The sequence below is a fragment of the Xanthomarina sp. genome (genome assembly GCF_035306605.1).
Classification (GTDB): Bacteria; Bacteroidota; Bacteroidia; order Flavobacteriales; family Flavobacteriaceae; genus Xanthomarina.
Window position 1 is genome coordinate 1 of sequence record NZ_DATGNR010000004.1, and the last position, 16898, is coordinate 16898.

The window sequence follows — 16898 nt, forward strand, 5'->3', positions numbered from 1 at the left end:
TTAACAACTTACTTTTGCTTACAATTAACACTTAAAAATTAAATATTTGAATATGAAAAATCTTAGCAGATTATTGTTCGCAATGTTGCTTATGTTAAGTTATAGCAGCATTAATGCACAAGATGAAAACAATCCGTGGGCACTTAGCCTAGGAGTAAACGCAGTTGATTTCTATCCAACTGGAGAAAACGCTCCACTTGGTGAGTATTTTGATGAGTATTTTAATGCTCGTGATCACTGGAACATTCTACCTTCTTTGTCAAGCATATCAGCTTCAAAGTATCTTAGCAATGGTTTCTCTTTTGGAGTAACTGGATCTATCAACAAAATTGAGAAAATGGGAGATTCTGAAGTAAGCGGTTTAACTTACTACGGAGTTGATGGAACTGTGAAATATAGTTTCGCAAAATTAATTAATTCTAAAGTTGTAGAGCCTTTCCTAGGAGTAGGTGGTGGTTACACTTGGGTTGATGACATCGGAGCAGGAACTCTTAATGGTGCTTTAGGTTTTAACATTTGGATTTCAGAAAATGTTGGAATTACATTGCAAAGTACTTACAAACACGCGTTTGAAGATTACTTAGCTACACACTTCCAACACTATGCAGGTTTCACATTTAAGTTTGGTGGAAAAGACACTGACGGAGATGGAATCTACGATAAAGATGATGCTTGTCCAGAAGTTGCTGGTTTAGCAGAATTCAATGGTTGTCCTGATACTGACGGAGATGGTATCGAAGATAGTAAAGACGAATGTCCAAACGAACCAGGTTTAGCTGAGTTTAACGGATGTCCTGATACTGACGGAGATGGTATTCCAGATCATTTAGATGATTGTCCTACTGTTGCAGGTAAAAAAGAATTAAACGGTTGTCCAGATGCTGATGGTGATGGTGTTGCTGATCATTTAGACGAATGTCCAAATGAAGCAGGTCCTGCTGCAAACAAAGGATGTCCTTGGCCAGATAGAGATGGCGATGGTGTTGCTGATAAAGATGATCAGTGTCCAGACGTTAAAGGAACTGTTGCAAACAACGGTTGTCCTGAAGTAACTGAAGAAGTTAAAAAAGCTTTAAATGCTTACGCTAAAACAATCTTATTCGATACTGGTAAATCTACTATTAAAGCACAATCAGCTGAAGTATTAGGAAATATCATTGATATCTTAAAAGAATATTCAAATGCTAAATTTAGCATTGAAGGTCACACTGATAGTGTAGGTAGCGATGCTCTTAACATGAAGTTATCTAAAGAAAGAGCTAGTTCTGTAATGAACTACTTAATCACTAACGGAGTAGCTTCTAGCAGACTTTCAAGCGAAGGTTACGGTGAGTCTAGACCAATAGATTCTAACAAAACTGCTGCTGGAAGAGCAAACAACAGAAGAGTTGAAATTAACTTAGTAAAATAAGTTAAACACAAACATAAAATAGTTTTAAAAACGCCCCGTTTATTCGGGGCGTTTTTTATTTTTAGGGTATGACAACATTTATTCACGAGGTACTAAATACACTTCAACAGAAGGGAGAAGATATTTCTAGCCTAACCTTTGTTTTACCAAGTAAAAGAGCAGGGGTTTTTCTTAAAAACCAGATTCCACAAGTGTGGAAGAAAACCGTCTTTTCGCCAGAAATTTTAAGTATTGAAGAGTTTACTAGCAACTTGTCTCAATTGAAAGCTGTTTCTAATACAGAGTTGCTTTTCGAGTTTTATACAGTTTATATTAAGTTAACCCCAAATTCAGATCAGGATAGTTTTGAATCTTTTTCTAAATGGGCACAACTGATTGTGCAGGACTTTAATGAAATTGATAGATATTTAATTCCACAAAAGGAAATATTCAACTATTTAAGCGCCATACAAGATATAAACCACTGGTCGCTTCAGGAAAATAAAACGGAATTCGTAAAAAAATATTTGGCTTTTTGGAATAAATTATACAACTATTATAACCACTTTACTGAATACTTAACCAGTAAGAATATGGGTTATCAAGGCCTAATTTATCGTGAAGCCGTTAACAATATTGAAGATTATATCCAAAACAGTGCAAATAAGAAATTAGTTTTTCTTGGGTTTAATGCCTTAAATAAAGCGGAAGAAACCATTATTCAAGAATTGCTTCAAAATGGTTTGGCAGAGATATATTGGGATATGGAGCAGAGTTTCTTCAACAACCCAATGCACGATGCTGGATTATTCACCAGACACTATAAAAAAACCTGGAGTTATTTTAAAACAAATCCATTTAATTGGATAACCAATAATTATAAAAAGGATAAACAAATTTCTGTCTATGGAGTACCTAAAAATATAGGCCAAGCCAAGCAAATAGGTGCAATTCTGGATAACATTACCAAAACAGAACAAAACTTAAGTAAAACAGCCATAGTATTAGGAGATGAAACTTTACTGCTTCCTATATTAAATTCCTTACCAAATGCAGTAGATGCGCTTAATATAACCATGGGTCTGCCACTTAATTCGGTTCCCTTGGCCACCTTATTTGAAAAACTGTTTTATCTTCATAAAGATGCTAATAAAACCTTTTACTACAAGGATGTTATTGCTATTCTTTCACATCAAAATATCAGTCCCCTTTTTGAATTAAATCAAAAAACGAAAGTCACAGATATTATTGATACCATAAAGAAAAACAATTTAGTGTACCTAAGTGTTCAACAAATTAAAGAGCTCTCAAAGCCTTTTGAAGATGTTGTGGAGGTGCTTTTCGGATATTGGGATAACGACGCGGATGTAGCCTTAAAACAGACGCAAAAACTTATCTTAATTATAAAGAAATATCTGGATAGGGATAAAAATCAGAATTTATTAAACCTTGAGTATTTGTATAGGTTTAACGAGTTGTTTAACGAGCTAACTAGACTCCATACTAAATATCCATATTTAAAAACAACACTAACACTTTTTGAGGTTTATAAAAATCTTTTGAGTACAGATACCTTAGATTTCAAAGGAGAACCTTTGCGAGGTTTGCAAGTGATGGGGATGTTGGAGTCTCGGGTACTGGATTTTGAAACCGTAATTATATCCTCGGTAAACGAGGGAGTTTTGCCTTCAGGAAAAAGCAATAATTCGTTTATTCCTTTCGATGTTAAATTGCAATATAATTTGCCAACCTATAAAGAAAAGGACGCCGTTTATTCTTATCATTTTTACAGATTAATTCAACGCGCAAAAAATATTCATATTCTTTATAATACGGAAGCTGATGTTTTAAATGGAGGAGAAAGGAGTAGATTTATTACACAACTAGAGTTGGAAGGAATTCATAATATTTCACATAAAATAGTATTGCCAAACCTTAGTTTGCCACAAGTTGAGATTAATCGGGTACAGAAAAGCCAAGCTGTTATAGAACGTCTTAAGGAGATTGCGAAGAAAGGTTTTTCTCCTTCATCCTTAACAAACTACATTAGAAACCCGATAGATTTTTACAATCAAAAGGTTTTAAAAATTTCCGAATACGAAGAGGTCGAGGAGACTGTTGCTGCCAATACTTTGGGAACAGTTATCCATAATACTTTAGAGGATTTTTATAAGCCATTTGAAGGGGAGTTTATTACCCCGGAAATTGTTAGTAAAATGAAAACCTTAGTGCATGACCAAGTAACCTATCATTTTAAAGAACTTTATAAAGAAGGAGATATTACAAAAGGTAGAAACTTGATTGTTTTTGAAATTGCAAAACGTTACATAGATAACTTCTTAAACTTGGAAATCCAAGATTTAAAAGCGGGTAATGAGATAAAAATTCTTGCTATTGAAGCCGACAATCATGTTGAACTAAAGATTAGTGAATTGGATTTTCCGGTTTTTCTAACAGGGAAAGTGGATAGGGTAGACCAATACAATGGTACGACTAGAATTATCGATTATAAAACAGGAAAAGTGGCTCAGAATCAAGTAGAGGTTATCAATTGGGATGAACTAACTACAGATTACACAAAATACAGCAAATCTTTCCAAGTGCTAAGTTATGCTTATGCCATGTTTAATAAGGGAACTGTTGATCTCCCATTGGAAGCTGGAGTGATTTCATTTAAAAATTTGGGTTCCGGATTTTTAAAGTTTGCTAAAAAAGAAAGTGCTCACGATAAAAATAAAAACACGGCGATATCGGCCGATATTTTGCAGGCTTTTGAAGCGGAATTAAAAACTTTAATTTTGGAAATTTGTAATCCAGAAATTGATTTTATAGAAAAGGAAATTGTATGATACTAAAAAACCAGGTTTTATATAGAAATGGAATAAAACCAATAGTTTGGGACGCATATTTCAATAAAACAGGGAGTCCGAAACCTTTGGTTGTTTTTTGTCATGGTTACAAAGGATTTAAAGATTGGGGATGTTGGGATTTGGTTGCTGAAAATTATAGATCTAAAAATTTCTTTTTCGTGAAGTTTAACTTTTCACACAATGGAGGAACCGTTCAACAACCTATAGATTTTCCAGATTTAGAGGCATTCGCCGAAAATAATTATAGCAAAGAGCTTAATGATTTAGGTGATATTTTAAACTATTTACTTTCAGATGACCATCCAAACCATAATGAAATTAATAAAAAGAGTATCACGCTTATAGGTCATTCAAGAGGTGGTGGAATTGCTACTATTTTTGCCTCTGAAGATTCAAGGATAGGAAATTTAATTACTTGGGCCAGTGTTTGCGATTTCGCTAAAAGAACTTCCACAATTGGAGATTTAGAACAATGGAAAAAAGATGGCGTTAAATATGTACTAAATGGACGAACCAATCAACAAATGCCTCATAACTATCAATTTTATGAAGATTTTAAAGCGAATGAAACGCGATTGAGTATAGAATTGGCCACCAAGAAAATTAAAGTTCCACATCTTATTATACATGGAAAGGAAGATCCATCTGTTTCTTTTGATGAAGCTAAATCTTTAGCAGCTTGGAACCCTAGTAGCATATTAATGCCTATTGAAAATACCAACCATGTTTTTGATTCGAAACATCCCTGGCAAGAAAATCAACTTCCAAAAAGGTTAAAGGACGTGGTAGATAAAAGCATGGATTTTATAAAATAAAAAACGCCTTTATAAGATATAAAGACGTTTTTGTAATTTGTGGAGAATATCGGATTCGAACCGATGGCCTCTACGCTGCCAGCGTAGCGCTCTAGCCAACTGAGCTAATCCCCCAAACTATCCTTTAGCACCATAGATTAAAATGGTGGCGGTAAAGATAGTACTTTTTTATAAACAGAACTGAAATTATTTTAAACCACTTAAAACTAATACAGGTAACGTATTACTGTGGAAATCTTTCTTCAAAATAGTGTTCTTTTCCCAAAGCTTGCTGAAGAATCCGCGCTTGCGTCTTACAACACACAATAAGTCTGGATCATTTTCTTTGTAGTGCTCTAAAACCCCTTGGAAGGTGGTTGCGCTATCAGAGTAGGTGGTATTTGTGATTATAGATGATAAATTTTCAGCTATTTCAAAATCACCTTCATTATGAAATGGTGTTCTTACCAATAATAAATTCACTATGGACTTAAATTGATCCTTAATTTGTAATAATGGCACTAAGGCTTCATCTTTTTTAATAACGGCAGATTTTAAGGCCATCAGAATATAAATAATTGGCTTATAAACATAGCCTTCAGGAACTATCAGTGCAGGAATATTGGTTTGCTTTATAATTTTACCAGAGGTTTTTCCTAAATAAACTTCTTCTCGAACAGAATTTGTTCTTGGTTCTAATAAAATCAAATCAATGTTTAAAGATTTAGCTTTTAACTCTAAAGTCTCCACCAACTTGCCTTTATACGTTTTAATATATATTTCAACACCTTTAGTGTCTACTTTAGCAACATGAGCCTTTAAAAACTCTAAACTTTCACGTTCTAAAATTTCATCTACTTTTATTATAGTTCCGGCCTTTGTGTATACATTGTAAACTTGTACAACAAATAATTTTGCGCCAAAAGCTCTTGCAAAATCTACGGCATATTGTAAATGGCTTACGGCATTTGGAGATGAACCAACTGGGACTAATATATTCTTCATAATCAATTAATAAAAATTAAATTTATAGGATAATTTTGTGCAAAAGTAAACATTATATATGATTCGGTTAGCTACTTATAAGGAAATTGACAGCATTTTGGCTGTAACTATAGCCTGTGCTGTCTCTATGAAGAATGCTGGTGTTTTTCAGTGGAATGAAGATTATCCAAATAAAGAGGTTTTTAGCAAGGATGTATTAAGAAGTGAGTTGTATGTTTTAGAGGTTCAGTCCGAAGTTGTAGGCTGTATAGTTATCTCCACGTTTATGGACGAGGAGTATATTCCTATTAAATGGTTAACCCCAAATAGTAATAATATCTATATTCATAGGTTGGCCGTTCATCCAAGAATGCAAGGTAAGGGATATGCTAGAAAACTTATGGACTTTGCAGAAACTCACGCCAAAGAAAATTATTGCACATCTATTAGATTGGATACTTTTTCTAAAAATCAACGTAATCAAAAATTTTACGAACTTCGCAATTATAAACACGTTGGAGAAATTCACTTTCCAAACCAAAGTGAATTCCCATTCTATTGTTACGAGTTAGTCCTGTGAGTACAAACATAAGTTTAAAACATATTAATAAATTGGCAATTCCTGCTCTTATAGCTGGGGTGTCGGAACCTATTTTATCCTTAACTGATACAGCCATCGTTGGGAATATAGATGTAAATGCTACAGAATCTTTGGCCGCTGTAGGTATTGTTGGAGCCTTCATTTCTATGTTAATTTGGGTTCTGGGTCAAACTAGAAGTGCTATTTCTTCTATCGTTTCGCAATATGTTGGTGCTAATAATTTAGATAAAGTAAAAAACTTACCGGCTCAAGCTATTTTTATAATTACCTCCTTCAGTATTTTGATAATATTGGTTACTTATCCTTTGGCTGAAGAGATATTTAAACTTTATAATGCATCCAACCTTATTCTAGATTACAGTGTTTCTTATTATAAAATACGAGTGTTTGGTTTCCCTTTCACCTTATTTACCATTGCGGTTTTTGGTACTTTTAGAGGTTTACAAAACACCTACTATCCCATGATCATTGCCATCGTTGGAGCCGCTTCAAATATTTTATTAGATGTTATTTTGGTATATGGTGTTGAGGGATATATTCCCGCTATGAATATACAAGGCGCTGCTTATGCTAGTGTCGTAGCACAATTTCTAATGGCTGTGTTATCTGCATATTATTTGTTGAAGAAAACACCTATTTCATTAAAACTAAACCTTCCATTTAATAAAGAAATAAAACGGTTTACAATAATGATATTGAATTTATTTGTCAGAACCTTAGCCTTAAATATTACACTATACTTTGCAAGTGCTTTTTCTACTAGTTATGGAAAACAGTACATTGCAGCATACACGATTGCTATTAATTTATGGTTTTTGGGCGCTTTTATTGTGGATGGATATGCGAGTGCCGGAAACATTTTGTCAGGAAAACTTTTAGGTGGTAAAGAATACAGTAAGCTTATTGGATTAAGTAATAAACTTATAAGGTATGGTGTTTATTTAGGATTGATTTTGGCTGTTTTAGGTAGCGTTTTCTATTATTCCATAGGAACCATTTTTACTAAAGAACCAGAAGTGTTGAAGGAGTTTTACAAAATATTTTGGATCGTTTTGGCCATGCAACCGCTTTGTGCTATAGCCTTTATTTTTGATGGAATGTTTAAAGGACTAGGGAAAATGAAGGATTTAAGAAATCTTTTACTTTTTTCAACGTTCTTGGTGTATGTGCCAATATTGTTTTGGTTAGACAGTTTAGATTTGAAACTTTATGCTATTTTTACAGCATTCACTTGTTGGATAATGGCTAGAGGCTTTCCGTTAATAATTAAATTTAGACGTGAATTTTTACCGCTTTCACAAAACGATTAACTTTAGCAAAAATATAAAAACATGTTTTCTATAATAACGTTACTTCAAGGAGTAGATATTAACGAAAAAATAAAAAATGCACCAGATAGCTCTTATGAAATTGGTGTGTTGATTGGAACTTTGTTGCCATTCGTATTCCTTGTAACTATTGCCTATTTGTTATATAGATATAATAAAAACCGAATAAATAAAGACTAATATGGATTTTTTAAGCTTTTTAAGTGGAAACGGATTGTTTCTAATTTTAGCAATTGTACTAATAATTATTTATGTGTATAACCGCAGAAAAAATCGCTAATCTAGCGAGTTTTTAACCAACCTGTAATACTCATTCTTTCTGTTTTTACAGGTTTTACCTCGTGTTCTATAATTTGACTTTCAAAAATAACTACACGTCCTGGAAACGGATAGATAACCTTTTCGGTTTCTTCTCCGTTTTCATTAAGGTATAATACCAATTCACCGCCATACTCTGGTTGCCAACCGTCCTCATTTAAATAACAAACAATAGAAAGTTTTCGTCTATCGTCGTTTTGAAAAGTGTCGATGTGTCTTTTATAAAAGGTTCCTTCCGGATATACGGCGTAATGGAATTCCTTATGTAAAATACCTAAAAAACAAGTTTTGTTTAAATAACCAACCAAATTGTTAATCTTATTGAAGAATATCATTTCGGCTTCATTGGCATGTTTTTCGTCTATCCATAAAATAACATCACCACGAATAGATTTTACAATAACTTCGTTTACACGATTTCCAATAGCTGCCTTCTTAAAAATATCTTCTTCATTTTTTTCAATCAAGGATTGTCTTAAAATTGCCACCTCTTCCATGCTAAAGAAATCTTCAACTAAACTATATTTTTTGGCTAAAATATCCTCAATAATTCGTTCATATTGAGGGTTTTCAGTAAAAGGTATTTCTTCAAAAAGTTGATTCATTTTATATAAAAAAATTAAAAAAGCCGGCAAATCTAATCTAAAAATCAATTGCTTTTACAAAACGCCTATCTTTGCAGGTATAATAAAGTTTACAATGAGTAAAATTAGAATCACAAAACAGTTTTCTTTCGAAACGGGTCACGCACTTTATGGCTACGATGGAAAGTGTAAGAATGTACATGGACACAGTTATAAATTGTCCGTAACAGTAATTGGAACACCAATATCAGATAAAGATAACGTTAAATACGGGATGGTTATTGATTTTGGTGATCTAAAAAAAATAGTAAAAACTGAAATCGTTGATGTTTTTGATCATGCTACTGTTTTTAATAAAAATACACCACACGTAGAATTAGCTAAAGAGCTTGCAGATAGAGATCATAGCGTGCTTTTAGTGGATTATCAGCCTACTAGTGAAATGATGGTTATTGATTTTGCTGAGAAAATTAAAAAACAATTACCAGATCATATTTCCTTATTTTCTCTAAGGCTACAGGAAACTGATACTAGTTTTGCAGAATGGTATGCTTCTGACAATTAGTTTTTAAGCTGAAGTATCTGTTGGATAGCTATTCCAATAGTTCATTCGTTAAATCGAGGCTAATTTATTTATATTTACTTCATGAATATTCCCAAAGGAAAAAAAATTTATTTCGCTTCCGATAATCACCTTGGAGCACCAACACCAGAACAATCTCTTCCTCGTGAAAAGAAATTTGTTTCTTGGTTAGATGATGTAAAACAAGATGCTGCTGCCATTTTTTTGATGGGAGACATGTTCGATTTTTGGTTTGAATATAAAACAGTGGTTCCAAAAGGGTTTACTAGAACCCTAGGTAAATTGGCAGAAATTAGCGATTCAGGAATTCCTATATATTACTTTGTTGGTAATCATGATCTTTGGATGAATGGTTATTTTGAAGAAGAATTGAATATACCTGTGTATCACCATCCGAAAGAATTCACTTTTAATGATAAGACCTTTTTCATTGGTCATGGCGATGGTTTAGGCCCGGGCGATAAAGGTTATAAACGTATGAAAAAAGTATTTACTAATCCACTTAGTAAATGGTTATTTCGTTGGTTACACCCAGATTTAGGTGTGAAGTTAGCCCAATATATGTCGGTTAAAAACAAACTGATTTCAGGAGATGAAGATGCTAAGTTCTTAGGGGAGGATAATGAGTGGTTGGTTCAATATTGCAAGAAAAAGCAAGAGGAAAAACATAGGGATTACTATGTGTTTGGCCACAGACATTTACCTTTGAATATTAACATAAGTGAAACATCTAAATACATCAATCTAGGCGATTGGATACACTATTATACTTATGGTGTTTTTGATGGGGAAACAATGGAGCTAAAGGAATATTAATTTGTTTTTCACTATATAACATCACATAGATGTATATCTTTTTAAAGAAATTTTAAACAAACAACTAGTTGGAATTTTCATGATCTTCAATATCCTTTGTTAAATCTAATTTTCTAAACGAAGGCGATACAATTCCGGTAGTAATTACTGTAATTAATGTCATAGTTCCACCAAAAACAACCGCAGTTACAGTTCCTAATAATTTAGCTGCAACCCCACTTTCAAAAGCACCAAGTTCATTTGAAGAGCCAACAAACATAGAGTTTACTGAAGATACTCTTCCTCGCATATGATCTGGAGTTTTTATTTGTAAAATAGTCTGACGAATAACCATAGAAACACCATCTGTAACACCACTAAAAAACAAGGCCACAACACTCACCCAAAAAATGGAAGAAAGTCCGAAAATAATTATACAGACTCCAAATCCGAAAATAGCTCCTAGCAATTTCATTCCTGCATTTTTACTTATTGGAATGTAAGCGGTAATCAACATAGTTAAAAAGGCTCCAACTGCTGGAGCGGCTCTTAAAACACCAAAACCTTCGCTTCCAACTTTTAAAATGTCTTGTGCAAAGATGGGTAAAAGTGCAATGGCTCCACCAAAAAGGACCGCAACCATATCCAATGTTAATGCACCAAGGATAGCTTTGGTTTTAAATACAAAAGTTAAACCTTCTTTTAAGCTTTGTAATACTGGCTCGCCAATTTTAGGATTTAAAATTGGCTTCTTTTTTATTTGAGTTAATACAATTAAGGAAAACATTACAAAAGCAAACACAACACTTAATGACCAATGTACGCCAATAACACTGATTAAAATACCTGCGGTTGCAGGGCCCAATACAGATGCCATTTGCCAGGTTGAACTACTCCAGGTAGCAGCATTTGGATAAATTTTCTTCGGAACAATTAATGCAATTAGTGAAAAAATGGTTGGTCCGAAAAAAGACCGTAGAAATCCTCCAAAAAACACTAAGGCATAGATGCAATATAAAATGGTATTTGTGGACCAATCACTAACAATCCTTGGCCAAGTAAGTAAAAACAAGCCGAAACTAATTAATGAAAATAAGGCAATACAGAGAGCTAAGAGATTACGTTTTTCTCGTTGATCTACTATATGTCCCGCAAATAAAGCCATAGTAAAGGCCGGAATTATTTCCATAAGCCCAATAATACCAAGTGACAATGGGTTTTTTGTGATACTGTATACCTGCCATTCAATAATAATAAATTGCATGGACCAAGCAAAAACCAAGGCAAAACGTAGCAGTAGAAAAATATTAAATTCCTTAATTCTTAAAGCCGCGTACGGATCTCTTTTATTGGGGTTTTTCATATGGTCCAAGCTTTTCAATCTTGAATGTTTAGATTGAAGTTTAATATCGAACGTATATTATTCTCTAATATCTCTTAACTTCAATTGCAGTGATGTTCTGCCTTGCCAATGATTTTCGTCAATTGAATATACGGCCTTAAAAGGTTTCTTGTTTGAGATTATGGGGAGTTTTTCACCCAAACCAAAACCAATACAGACCAAGTTTTCAGCCCCTGTTTGTGTGGCTGTAAGTCGTAAGTGCTTGTCGTCTTCTCCAACACATTTCCCATATCCGGTATCTCTAATGTTTTCAGACATAAAAATAGGAGTCATATTTCCTGGTCCAAAGGGAGCGAACTGATTAATAATCCGCCATAATTTATCATTTACTTGATGTAAGTCTATCGTCAAATCAACCTTAATTTCTGGAAGGAGTAAGTGTTTCTCAATGCTGCGCGATACTTCATCTTCAAAAGCTTGTTTAAAAGCTTCGTAGTTTTCTTCTTTTAAAGTTAATCCAGCAGCATATTTATGTCCGCCAAATTGTTCAATATGTTCACTACATGCTTCCAAGGCATTGTATACGTCGAATCCAGAAACAGATCGTGCCGATGCAGCAAGTCTGTCGCCGCTTTTTGTAAATACCAAAGTCGGTCTGTAATAAGTTTCAATTAATCTAGATGCCACAATTCCAATCACACCTTTATGCCAACTTTCATGGTATACAACGGTTGTATAGCCCTCATGCTCTTGATTGTTTTCTATTTGCTGTAAAGCTTCTTCTGTAATGCGTTTGTCGGCTTCACGCCTGTCTGTGTTAAAAGCTTCAATTTCTTGAGCATAAGTTTGGGCTAAATCAAAATCGGTTTCGCTTAGTAAAGTCACGGCATAATTACCATGCTTCATACGCCCTGCAGCATTGATTCTTGGCGCAACGATAAAAACAACATCCGTAATGCTTAGGGTTTCTTTTTTTACCTGTTCTATAATGGCTTTAATGCCGGGCCTTGGATTGGTATTTATTACTTGCAATCCGAAATAAGCTAAAACCCTGTTTTCTCCTACAATGGGTACAATATCAGCTCCAATGGCTGTGGCAACTAAGTCTAAATATTCAATTAGCACGTCAACTGCTTGTCCTTCTCGTGAAGCCAAAGCTTGAATGAGTTTAAATCCAACACCGCAACCACATAGTTCTTTAAATGGGTAATTACAATCGTCTCGTTTTGGATCTAAAACTGCAATAGCCTTTGGAAGGTCATTTCCTGGTCTATGATGGTCGCAAATAATAAAATCAATGCCTTTTTCTTTAGCATAAGCAACTTTGTCAATAGCTTTTACACCACAATCTAAGGCAATTATTAGAGTGAAATCATTGTCGTGCGCAAAGTCGATTCCTTTGATAGATACGCCGTAACCTTCGTCGTACCTATCAGGGATGTAGGTGGCAACTTGTTCTGTTCTGGTTTTTAAATAGGTTGCCATTAAAGCAACTGAAGATGTGCCGTCTACATCGTAATCTCCAAATACCAAAATATTTTCTTTGCTTGATATAGCTTGTTCAATTCTTGCCACTGCTTTATCCATGTCTTTCATTAGAAATGGATCGTGTAAATGTTCTAAGCTTGGTCTGAAAAATGTTTTGGCATCTTCATAAGTTTCAATACCACGTTGTAACAATAAAGTGGCAACAACCTCATCAACTTGAAGTGCTTTCTTTAATGAAATGAGTTTATCTGCCTCAGGTTTGGGTTTAATGGTCCAACGCATAGAAAAAATTAAATTGTAAGTGCATAAAACACCTAAAGCAATAAGAAAGCTTTAAGTACGTATAAAATTAATCCACTCTTAACACTATAAACGCTATTTATTATGGTAGTGTATAGATGTTTTTACATTTGCAAATTTGCGAAACATCTCCATCACACCACAGTATTTTTCAATAGATAAATCCACAGCTTTTTTAATTTTCTTTTCGTCTAAATCTTCTCCATAGAAGTGGTATTCTAACGAAACTGTGTGGTAATATTTAGGGTGTTCTTCGGTTAGTTCTCCATAGGCGTCCATTCTAAAATCAGAAATTTTTACTTTCATTTTATCTAAAACAGATACCACATCTAAACCAGAACAACCTGCTAAGGAGGAAAGCATCATAGCCTTTGGACTTAAACCGGAATTATGACCTCCATGTTCAGGACTTGTGTCCATTAAAACTGTTTTACCATTCGGGTTATCAGATTCAAATTGCATGTTGCCTTTCCAGTGTGTCGTTACTTTATTTGTCATCTTTTTAAATTTAAGTTATGAGTTGCTAAAACACTTAAAGTTATTGCTCTAAATTTTAAATACTTATAATTTTAAAGAGCTTTAAGTCGTGTTTTCATCAAAAATACCAATAAATATTAAACTTTACTATTGAATTAGCTGTTAAGAAAGGGAAGATTTAGGAAGAATAATTAGTGTGAAATAATCGGCCAAAGTTTGATTTATTCACTAGGGGCTTTTGGGAATAGCCTTATTTTAAAATTGTAGCAATCCTTTTTTGTAGCTCAGGCAAAACTTCTTTTTCAAACCAAGGGTTTTTAGATAACCAAAACCGATTTCTTGGAGAAGGATGTGGTAAGGGCAAATAAAAAGGCAAATACTCCTTGTAGTTAGCTACGGTTTCTGTTAAGGTTCTTTTTGCTTTTTCTTTTAGGTAATATTTTTGCGAATACATACCAATTAAAATAATCAACTCGACATTTGGCATCTGATTCAATAATTCTTGATGCCATTGTGGAGCACATTCTGGTCTTGGAGGTAGATCGCCCGATTTTCCCTTTCCTGGATAGCAGAAACCCATTGGAACTAAGGCTATTTTAGATGCGTCGTAGAAATCCTTATCAGTGATATTTAACCACTTTCTTAACTGATTGCCGCTTGGGTCATCCCAAGGAACACCTGTTTTATGGACTTTTAGTCCTGGAGCTTGACCAATAATAATGATTTTAGAATCGGGATGTGCTGAAACAATTGGTCTTGGTCCAAGAGGAAGGTGTTCCTTGCAGATGGTACATTTTCTTATGTTTCGTAACAATTCTTTCATTAGGTCTAATTTTGTTACTTGGAACCAAGTTAGCGGTTATTTACGGCTTTCCCCCAACCACAATTACAATTTCACCTTTTGGAGGTTTATTAGTATAGTGTTCTAATACTTCTTTTGCTGTTCCTCTAATGGTTTCTTCGTAGAGCTTACTTAATTCACGCGAAACGGAAACCGGTCTGTCATCTCCAAAATATTCGCAAAAATGGCTAAGGGTTTTAATGAGCTTATGCGGACTTTCGTAAAAAATAATAGTTCTAGTTTCTTCGGCCAATAACAAAAGTCGGGTTTGACGTCCTTTTTTAACCGGTAAAAATCCTTCAAACACAAATTTATCGTTCGGCATTCCACTATTGACTAATGCAGGAACAAAAGCTGTAGCTCCAGGAAGACAATCTACTTCAATATTGTTTTCAATACAAGCACGAGTAAGCAAAAAACCAGGGTCGGAAATTGCTGGTGTTCCCGCATCGCTAATTAAAGCCATGGTTACTCCATTTTTTAACTTGTTCACCAAGCCTTCAACAGTTTTATGCTCGTTATGCATATGGTGTGATTGGGAAGGGGTTGAAATTTCAAAATGCTTTAACAGTTTTCCAGAGGTGCGTGTGTCTTCAGCCAAAATTAAATCGACTTCTTTTAAGACCTCAATAGCTCTAAAAGTCATGTCTTTTAGATTTCCTATAGGAGTTGGTACAATATAAAGTTTGCTCATAAATTTTTCCTAGGAAGATGGGAGTCTAATTAAATCTGCTTTCAAGAATTTCCATGAAACGAGTTTCGAACTCTTCCTTGTCTTTCCAATTATTATAATCTGGTTTAACCACATTCTGAATGAGGTTTGCCGCTTCTTCAAATGAAGATGAGGTGTTGATTTGAGAAATAACTCTATTATAGTCTGTGGTTTCACCATTGAAGAGGTGTTTAATAAACGCTAATTTATCGTTTAAACCAATATGCAATCCGCCACTTTTAAGTTTATCGTTTAATGATTTCTTTTGGGTGTCTATTTTGTTTTCACTAGTTACAGGTTCAAATTCAGGTATTTGATCAAATCCAGCCGTAATGACATCAAAATCGTCCTGATAAGTTTCCTTTTCAGCCGTTGCTTTTTCAAAAAGAATATCTACTTGTTGTGCTTCTTGTGGCATTTGTGCTACCATGTCTTTTATTTTCTCAATGGCAGGCTCCATAATATCTTCTTGTTCGTTCTCGTCTACGTTTACATAAGTTTTGTCTTCAAACTCTATAGTGTCACTTACTTTGTTATTAAATGCCATATCCAACATCCCAAAGAATGAAGAATCACTGCCAATAGTAGGTAGGTCTTTTTCAAAATTCTCTTTTGCAAACTTTAAAACAGTTAGTTTTTCGTACAGCGCAGCAACCTCTTTATGCATTTTATCTATATTGTCTTGGCCTTTTAACTTCAGAATTCGGTGAGCAATGCTCATTAATTCAGCTTCAAGTTTCTTTTTCATAACTTTTGATATTTAATCTATTTTATGCTTGTGATTTTTAATAAATTTACGCCACCTTTATACAAAACGAATTGTCGTTTTATTTTAGTGTTAAAATTACAAAATGTTTCTCGAAAATACAGTAAATCATAAAGAACAATTTGGTTGGATTGAAGTGATCTGTGGTTCCATGTTCTCAGGAAAGACGGAAGAATTAATCCGTAGACTTAAACGTGCGCAATTTGCTAGGCAAAAAGTAGAGATTTTCAAACCCTCTATTGATATACGTTACGATGAGGATATGGTGGTTTCTCACGACTCCAATGAAATTCGTTCCACTCCAGTACCTGCGGCTGCCAATATTCCTATTTTGGCCGATGGGTGTGATGTGGTTGGTATTGACGAAGCGCAGTTTTTTGATGATGAAATAGTTCGAGTATGTAATGATTTAGCCAACAAAGGAGTTCGAGTAATTGTTGCTGGATTGGATATGGATTTTAAAGGAAACCCCTTCGGCCCTATGCCTTACCTTATGGCAACAGCAGAGTATGTAACTAAAGTTCATGCTATTTGTACAAGAACAGGAAATTTGGCACAATTCAGTTATAGAAAATCTTCAAACGACAATTTGGTTTTATTAGGGGAAGTAGACGAGTATGAACCTTTAAGCCGTGGAGCTTATTACAAAGCCATGACCGTGGATAAAGTAAGAAACATGAAGGTGAAGGATGTCGAAGAAGTGTCTCCAAAATCTGAAAAGTAAC

At 34.2% G+C, this 16898-nt stretch carries 17 protein-coding genes and 1 tRNA gene; 9 read left to right on the forward strand and 9 right to left on the reverse strand.

Annotation, left to right across the window (positions count from 1 at the left end):
- The first annotated feature begins 52 nt into the window (after positions 1 to 52).
- The 3 genes from VKY41_RS00255 to VKY41_RS00265 all read left to right on the forward strand — a co-directional run bounded on the left by VKY41_RS00255 (position 53) and on the right by VKY41_RS00265 (position 5075).
- Positions 53 to 1411: an OmpA family protein gene (locus VKY41_RS00255; RefSeq protein WP_500812424.1), complete on the forward strand. Its 1359-nt coding sequence runs from the start codon at positions 53 to 55 to the stop codon at positions 1409 to 1411.
- A gap of 68 nt (positions 1412 to 1479) precedes the next feature.
- Positions 1480 to 4239 carry a PD-(D/E)XK nuclease family protein gene (locus VKY41_RS00260; RefSeq protein ID WP_500812425.1) on the forward strand — a complete coding sequence of 920 codons (2760 nt, stop codon included), beginning with the start codon at positions 1480 to 1482 and terminating at the stop codon, positions 4237 to 4239.
- Positions 4236 to 5075: an alpha/beta hydrolase family protein gene (locus VKY41_RS00265; RefSeq protein ID WP_500812426.1), complete on the forward strand. Its 840-nt coding sequence runs from the start codon at positions 4236 to 4238 to the stop codon at positions 5073 to 5075. The genes VKY41_RS00260 and VKY41_RS00265 overlap by 4 nt, the downstream gene beginning before the upstream one ends.
- A gap of 40 nt (positions 5076 to 5115) precedes the next feature.
- Here VKY41_RS00265 and VKY41_RS00270 read toward each other — a convergent pair.
- Positions 5116 to 5189: transfer RNA gene (locus VKY41_RS00270), tRNA-Ala, on the reverse strand.
- A 72-nt stretch (positions 5190 to 5261) separates the two neighbouring features.
- Complete coding sequence (locus VKY41_RS00275) at positions 5262 to 6059, reverse strand: universal stress protein (protein WP_500812427.1); 798 nt, start codon at positions 6057 to 6059, stop codon at positions 5262 to 5264.
- A 58-nt stretch (positions 6060 to 6117) separates the two neighbouring features.
- Between VKY41_RS00275 and VKY41_RS00280 the strand changes: the two genes are divergently transcribed.
- From VKY41_RS00280 to VKY41_RS00290, 3 genes are read left to right on the forward strand one after another with little or no spacing between them, the layout of a single operon-like run.
- Positions 6118 to 6618, forward strand: coding sequence for a GNAT family N-acetyltransferase (locus VKY41_RS00280; RefSeq protein ID WP_500812428.1), 501 nt, complete (start codon positions 6118 to 6120; stop codon positions 6616 to 6618).
- Positions 6615 to 7949, forward strand: coding sequence for an MATE family efflux transporter (locus tag VKY41_RS00285; protein WP_500812429.1), 1335 nt, complete (start codon positions 6615 to 6617; stop codon positions 7947 to 7949). Before VKY41_RS00280 ends, VKY41_RS00285 begins: the two co-directional genes overlap by 4 nt.
- A 21-nt stretch (positions 7950 to 7970) precedes the next feature.
- Positions 7971 to 8147: a hypothetical protein gene (locus VKY41_RS00290; protein WP_500812430.1), complete on the forward strand. Its 177-nt coding sequence runs from the start codon at positions 7971 to 7973 to the stop codon at positions 8145 to 8147.
- 101 nt (positions 8148 to 8248) lie between these two features.
- On the opposite strand, the gene VKY41_RS00295 is transcribed toward VKY41_RS00290, so the two are convergent.
- Positions 8249 to 8890, reverse strand: a complete 642-nt coding sequence (locus VKY41_RS00295) for a 2OG-Fe(II) oxygenase (RefSeq protein ID WP_500812431.1) — start codon at positions 8888 to 8890, stop codon at positions 8249 to 8251.
- Between the two features lie 94 nt (positions 8891 to 8984).
- On the opposite strand from VKY41_RS00295, the gene VKY41_RS00300 reads away from it, so the two are divergent.
- Together VKY41_RS00300 and VKY41_RS00305 are read left to right on the forward strand one after the other, a co-directional pair.
- On the forward strand, positions 8985 to 9434 hold the full coding sequence (locus VKY41_RS00300) for a 6-pyruvoyl trahydropterin synthase family protein (RefSeq protein WP_500812432.1): 450 nt from the start codon (positions 8985 to 8987) through the stop codon (positions 9432 to 9434).
- Positions 9435 to 9515: 81 nt separating this feature from the next.
- Positions 9516 to 10268 (forward strand): UDP-2,3-diacylglucosamine diphosphatase, encoded by a 753-nt coding sequence (locus VKY41_RS00305; protein WP_500812433.1) that lies wholly within the window; start codon positions 9516 to 9518, stop codon positions 10266 to 10268.
- Positions 10269 to 10332: 64 nt separating this feature from the next.
- Here the strand turns inward: VKY41_RS00305 and VKY41_RS00310 are convergent, their stop codons facing one another.
- The 6 genes from VKY41_RS00310 to VKY41_RS00335 form a co-directional block, all read right to left on the reverse strand.
- Positions 10333 to 11610 carry an MFS transporter gene (locus VKY41_RS00310; protein ID WP_500812434.1) on the reverse strand — a complete coding sequence of 426 codons (1278 nt, stop codon included), beginning with the start codon at positions 11608 to 11610 and terminating at the stop codon, positions 10333 to 10335.
- 57 nt (positions 11611 to 11667) lie between these two features.
- On the reverse strand, positions 11668 to 13359 hold the full coding sequence (recJ, locus tag VKY41_RS00315) for a single-stranded-DNA-specific exonuclease RecJ (RefSeq protein ID WP_500812435.1): 1692 nt from the start codon (positions 13357 to 13359) through the stop codon (positions 11668 to 11670).
- Positions 13360 to 13452: 93 nt separating this feature from the next.
- Positions 13453 to 13875, reverse strand: a complete 423-nt coding sequence (locus tag VKY41_RS00320) for an OsmC family protein (protein ID WP_500812436.1) — start codon at positions 13873 to 13875, stop codon at positions 13453 to 13455.
- A gap of 229 nt (positions 13876 to 14104) precedes the next feature.
- Positions 14105 to 14677: a uracil-DNA glycosylase family protein gene (locus VKY41_RS00325; RefSeq protein WP_500812437.1), complete on the reverse strand. Its 573-nt coding sequence runs from the start codon at positions 14675 to 14677 to the stop codon at positions 14105 to 14107.
- Positions 14678 to 14717: 40 nt separating this feature from the next.
- Positions 14718 to 15389 carry a 16S rRNA (cytidine(1402)-2'-O)-methyltransferase gene (gene rsmI / locus VKY41_RS00330; protein ID WP_500812438.1) on the reverse strand — a complete coding sequence of 224 codons (672 nt, stop codon included), beginning with the start codon at positions 15387 to 15389 and terminating at the stop codon, positions 14718 to 14720.
- A 25-nt stretch (positions 15390 to 15414) separates the two neighbouring features.
- Positions 15415 to 16155: a DUF8457 domain-containing protein gene (locus tag VKY41_RS00335; RefSeq protein ID WP_500812439.1), complete on the reverse strand. Its 741-nt coding sequence runs from the start codon at positions 16153 to 16155 to the stop codon at positions 15415 to 15417.
- A gap of 103 nt (positions 16156 to 16258) precedes the next feature.
- Between VKY41_RS00335 and VKY41_RS00340 the strand changes: the two genes are divergently transcribed.
- Positions 16259 to 16897 carry a thymidine kinase gene (locus VKY41_RS00340; RefSeq protein ID WP_500812440.1) on the forward strand — a complete coding sequence of 213 codons (639 nt, stop codon included), beginning with the start codon at positions 16259 to 16261 and terminating at the stop codon, positions 16895 to 16897.
- The last annotated feature ends 1 nt before the right edge of the window (position 16898 follow it).

What these genes read in the sequence shown, in the direction of transcription:
- VKY41_RS00255 (WP_500812424.1), top strand. Translation starts at nt 53, where the DNA reads ATGAAAAATCTTAGCAGATTATTGTTCGCAATGTTGCTTATGTTAAGT.
- VKY41_RS00260 (WP_500812425.1), top strand. Translation starts at nt 1,480, where the DNA reads ATGACAACATTTATTCACGAGGTACTAAATACACTTCAACAGAAGGGA.
- VKY41_RS00265 (WP_500812426.1), top strand. Translation starts at nt 4,236, where the DNA reads ATGATACTAAAAAACCAGGTTTTATATAGAAATGGAATAAAACCAATA.
- VKY41_RS00275 (WP_500812427.1), bottom strand. Translation starts at nt 6,059, where the DNA reads ATGAAGAATATATTAGTCCCAGTTGGTTCATCTCCAAATGCCGTAAGC.
- VKY41_RS00280 (WP_500812428.1), top strand. Translation starts at nt 6,118, where the DNA reads ATGATTCGGTTAGCTACTTATAAGGAAATTGACAGCATTTTGGCTGTA.
- VKY41_RS00290 (WP_500812430.1), top strand. Translation starts at nt 7,971, where the DNA reads ATGTTTTCTATAATAACGTTACTTCAAGGAGTAGATATTAACGAAAAA.
- VKY41_RS00295 (WP_500812431.1), bottom strand. Translation starts at nt 8,890, where the DNA reads ATGAATCAACTTTTTGAAGAAATACCTTTTACTGAAAACCCTCAATAT.
- VKY41_RS00300 (WP_500812432.1), top strand. Translation starts at nt 8,985, where the DNA reads ATGAGTAAAATTAGAATCACAAAACAGTTTTCTTTCGAAACGGGTCAC.
- VKY41_RS00305 (WP_500812433.1), top strand. Translation starts at nt 9,516, where the DNA reads ATGAATATTCCCAAAGGAAAAAAAATTTATTTCGCTTCCGATAATCAC.
- VKY41_RS00310 (WP_500812434.1), bottom strand. Translation starts at nt 11,610, where the DNA reads ATGAAAAACCCCAATAAAAGAGATCCGTACGCGGCTTTAAGAATTAAG.
- recJ (WP_500812435.1), bottom strand. Translation starts at nt 13,359, where the DNA reads ATGCGTTGGACCATTAAACCCAAACCTGAGGCAGATAAACTCATTTCA.
- VKY41_RS00320 (WP_500812436.1), bottom strand. Translation starts at nt 13,875, where the DNA reads ATGACAAATAAAGTAACGACACACTGGAAAGGCAACATGCAATTTGAA.
- VKY41_RS00325 (WP_500812437.1), bottom strand. Translation starts at nt 14,677, where the DNA reads ATGAAAGAATTGTTACGAAACATAAGAAAATGTACCATCTGCAAGGAA.
- rsmI (WP_500812438.1), bottom strand. Translation starts at nt 15,389, where the DNA reads ATGAGCAAACTTTATATTGTACCAACTCCTATAGGAAATCTAAAAGAC.
- VKY41_RS00335 (WP_500812439.1), bottom strand. Translation starts at nt 16,155, where the DNA reads ATGAAAAAGAAACTTGAAGCTGAATTAATGAGCATTGCTCACCGAATT.
- VKY41_RS00340 (WP_500812440.1), top strand. Translation starts at nt 16,259, where the DNA reads ATGTTTCTCGAAAATACAGTAAATCATAAAGAACAATTTGGTTGGATT.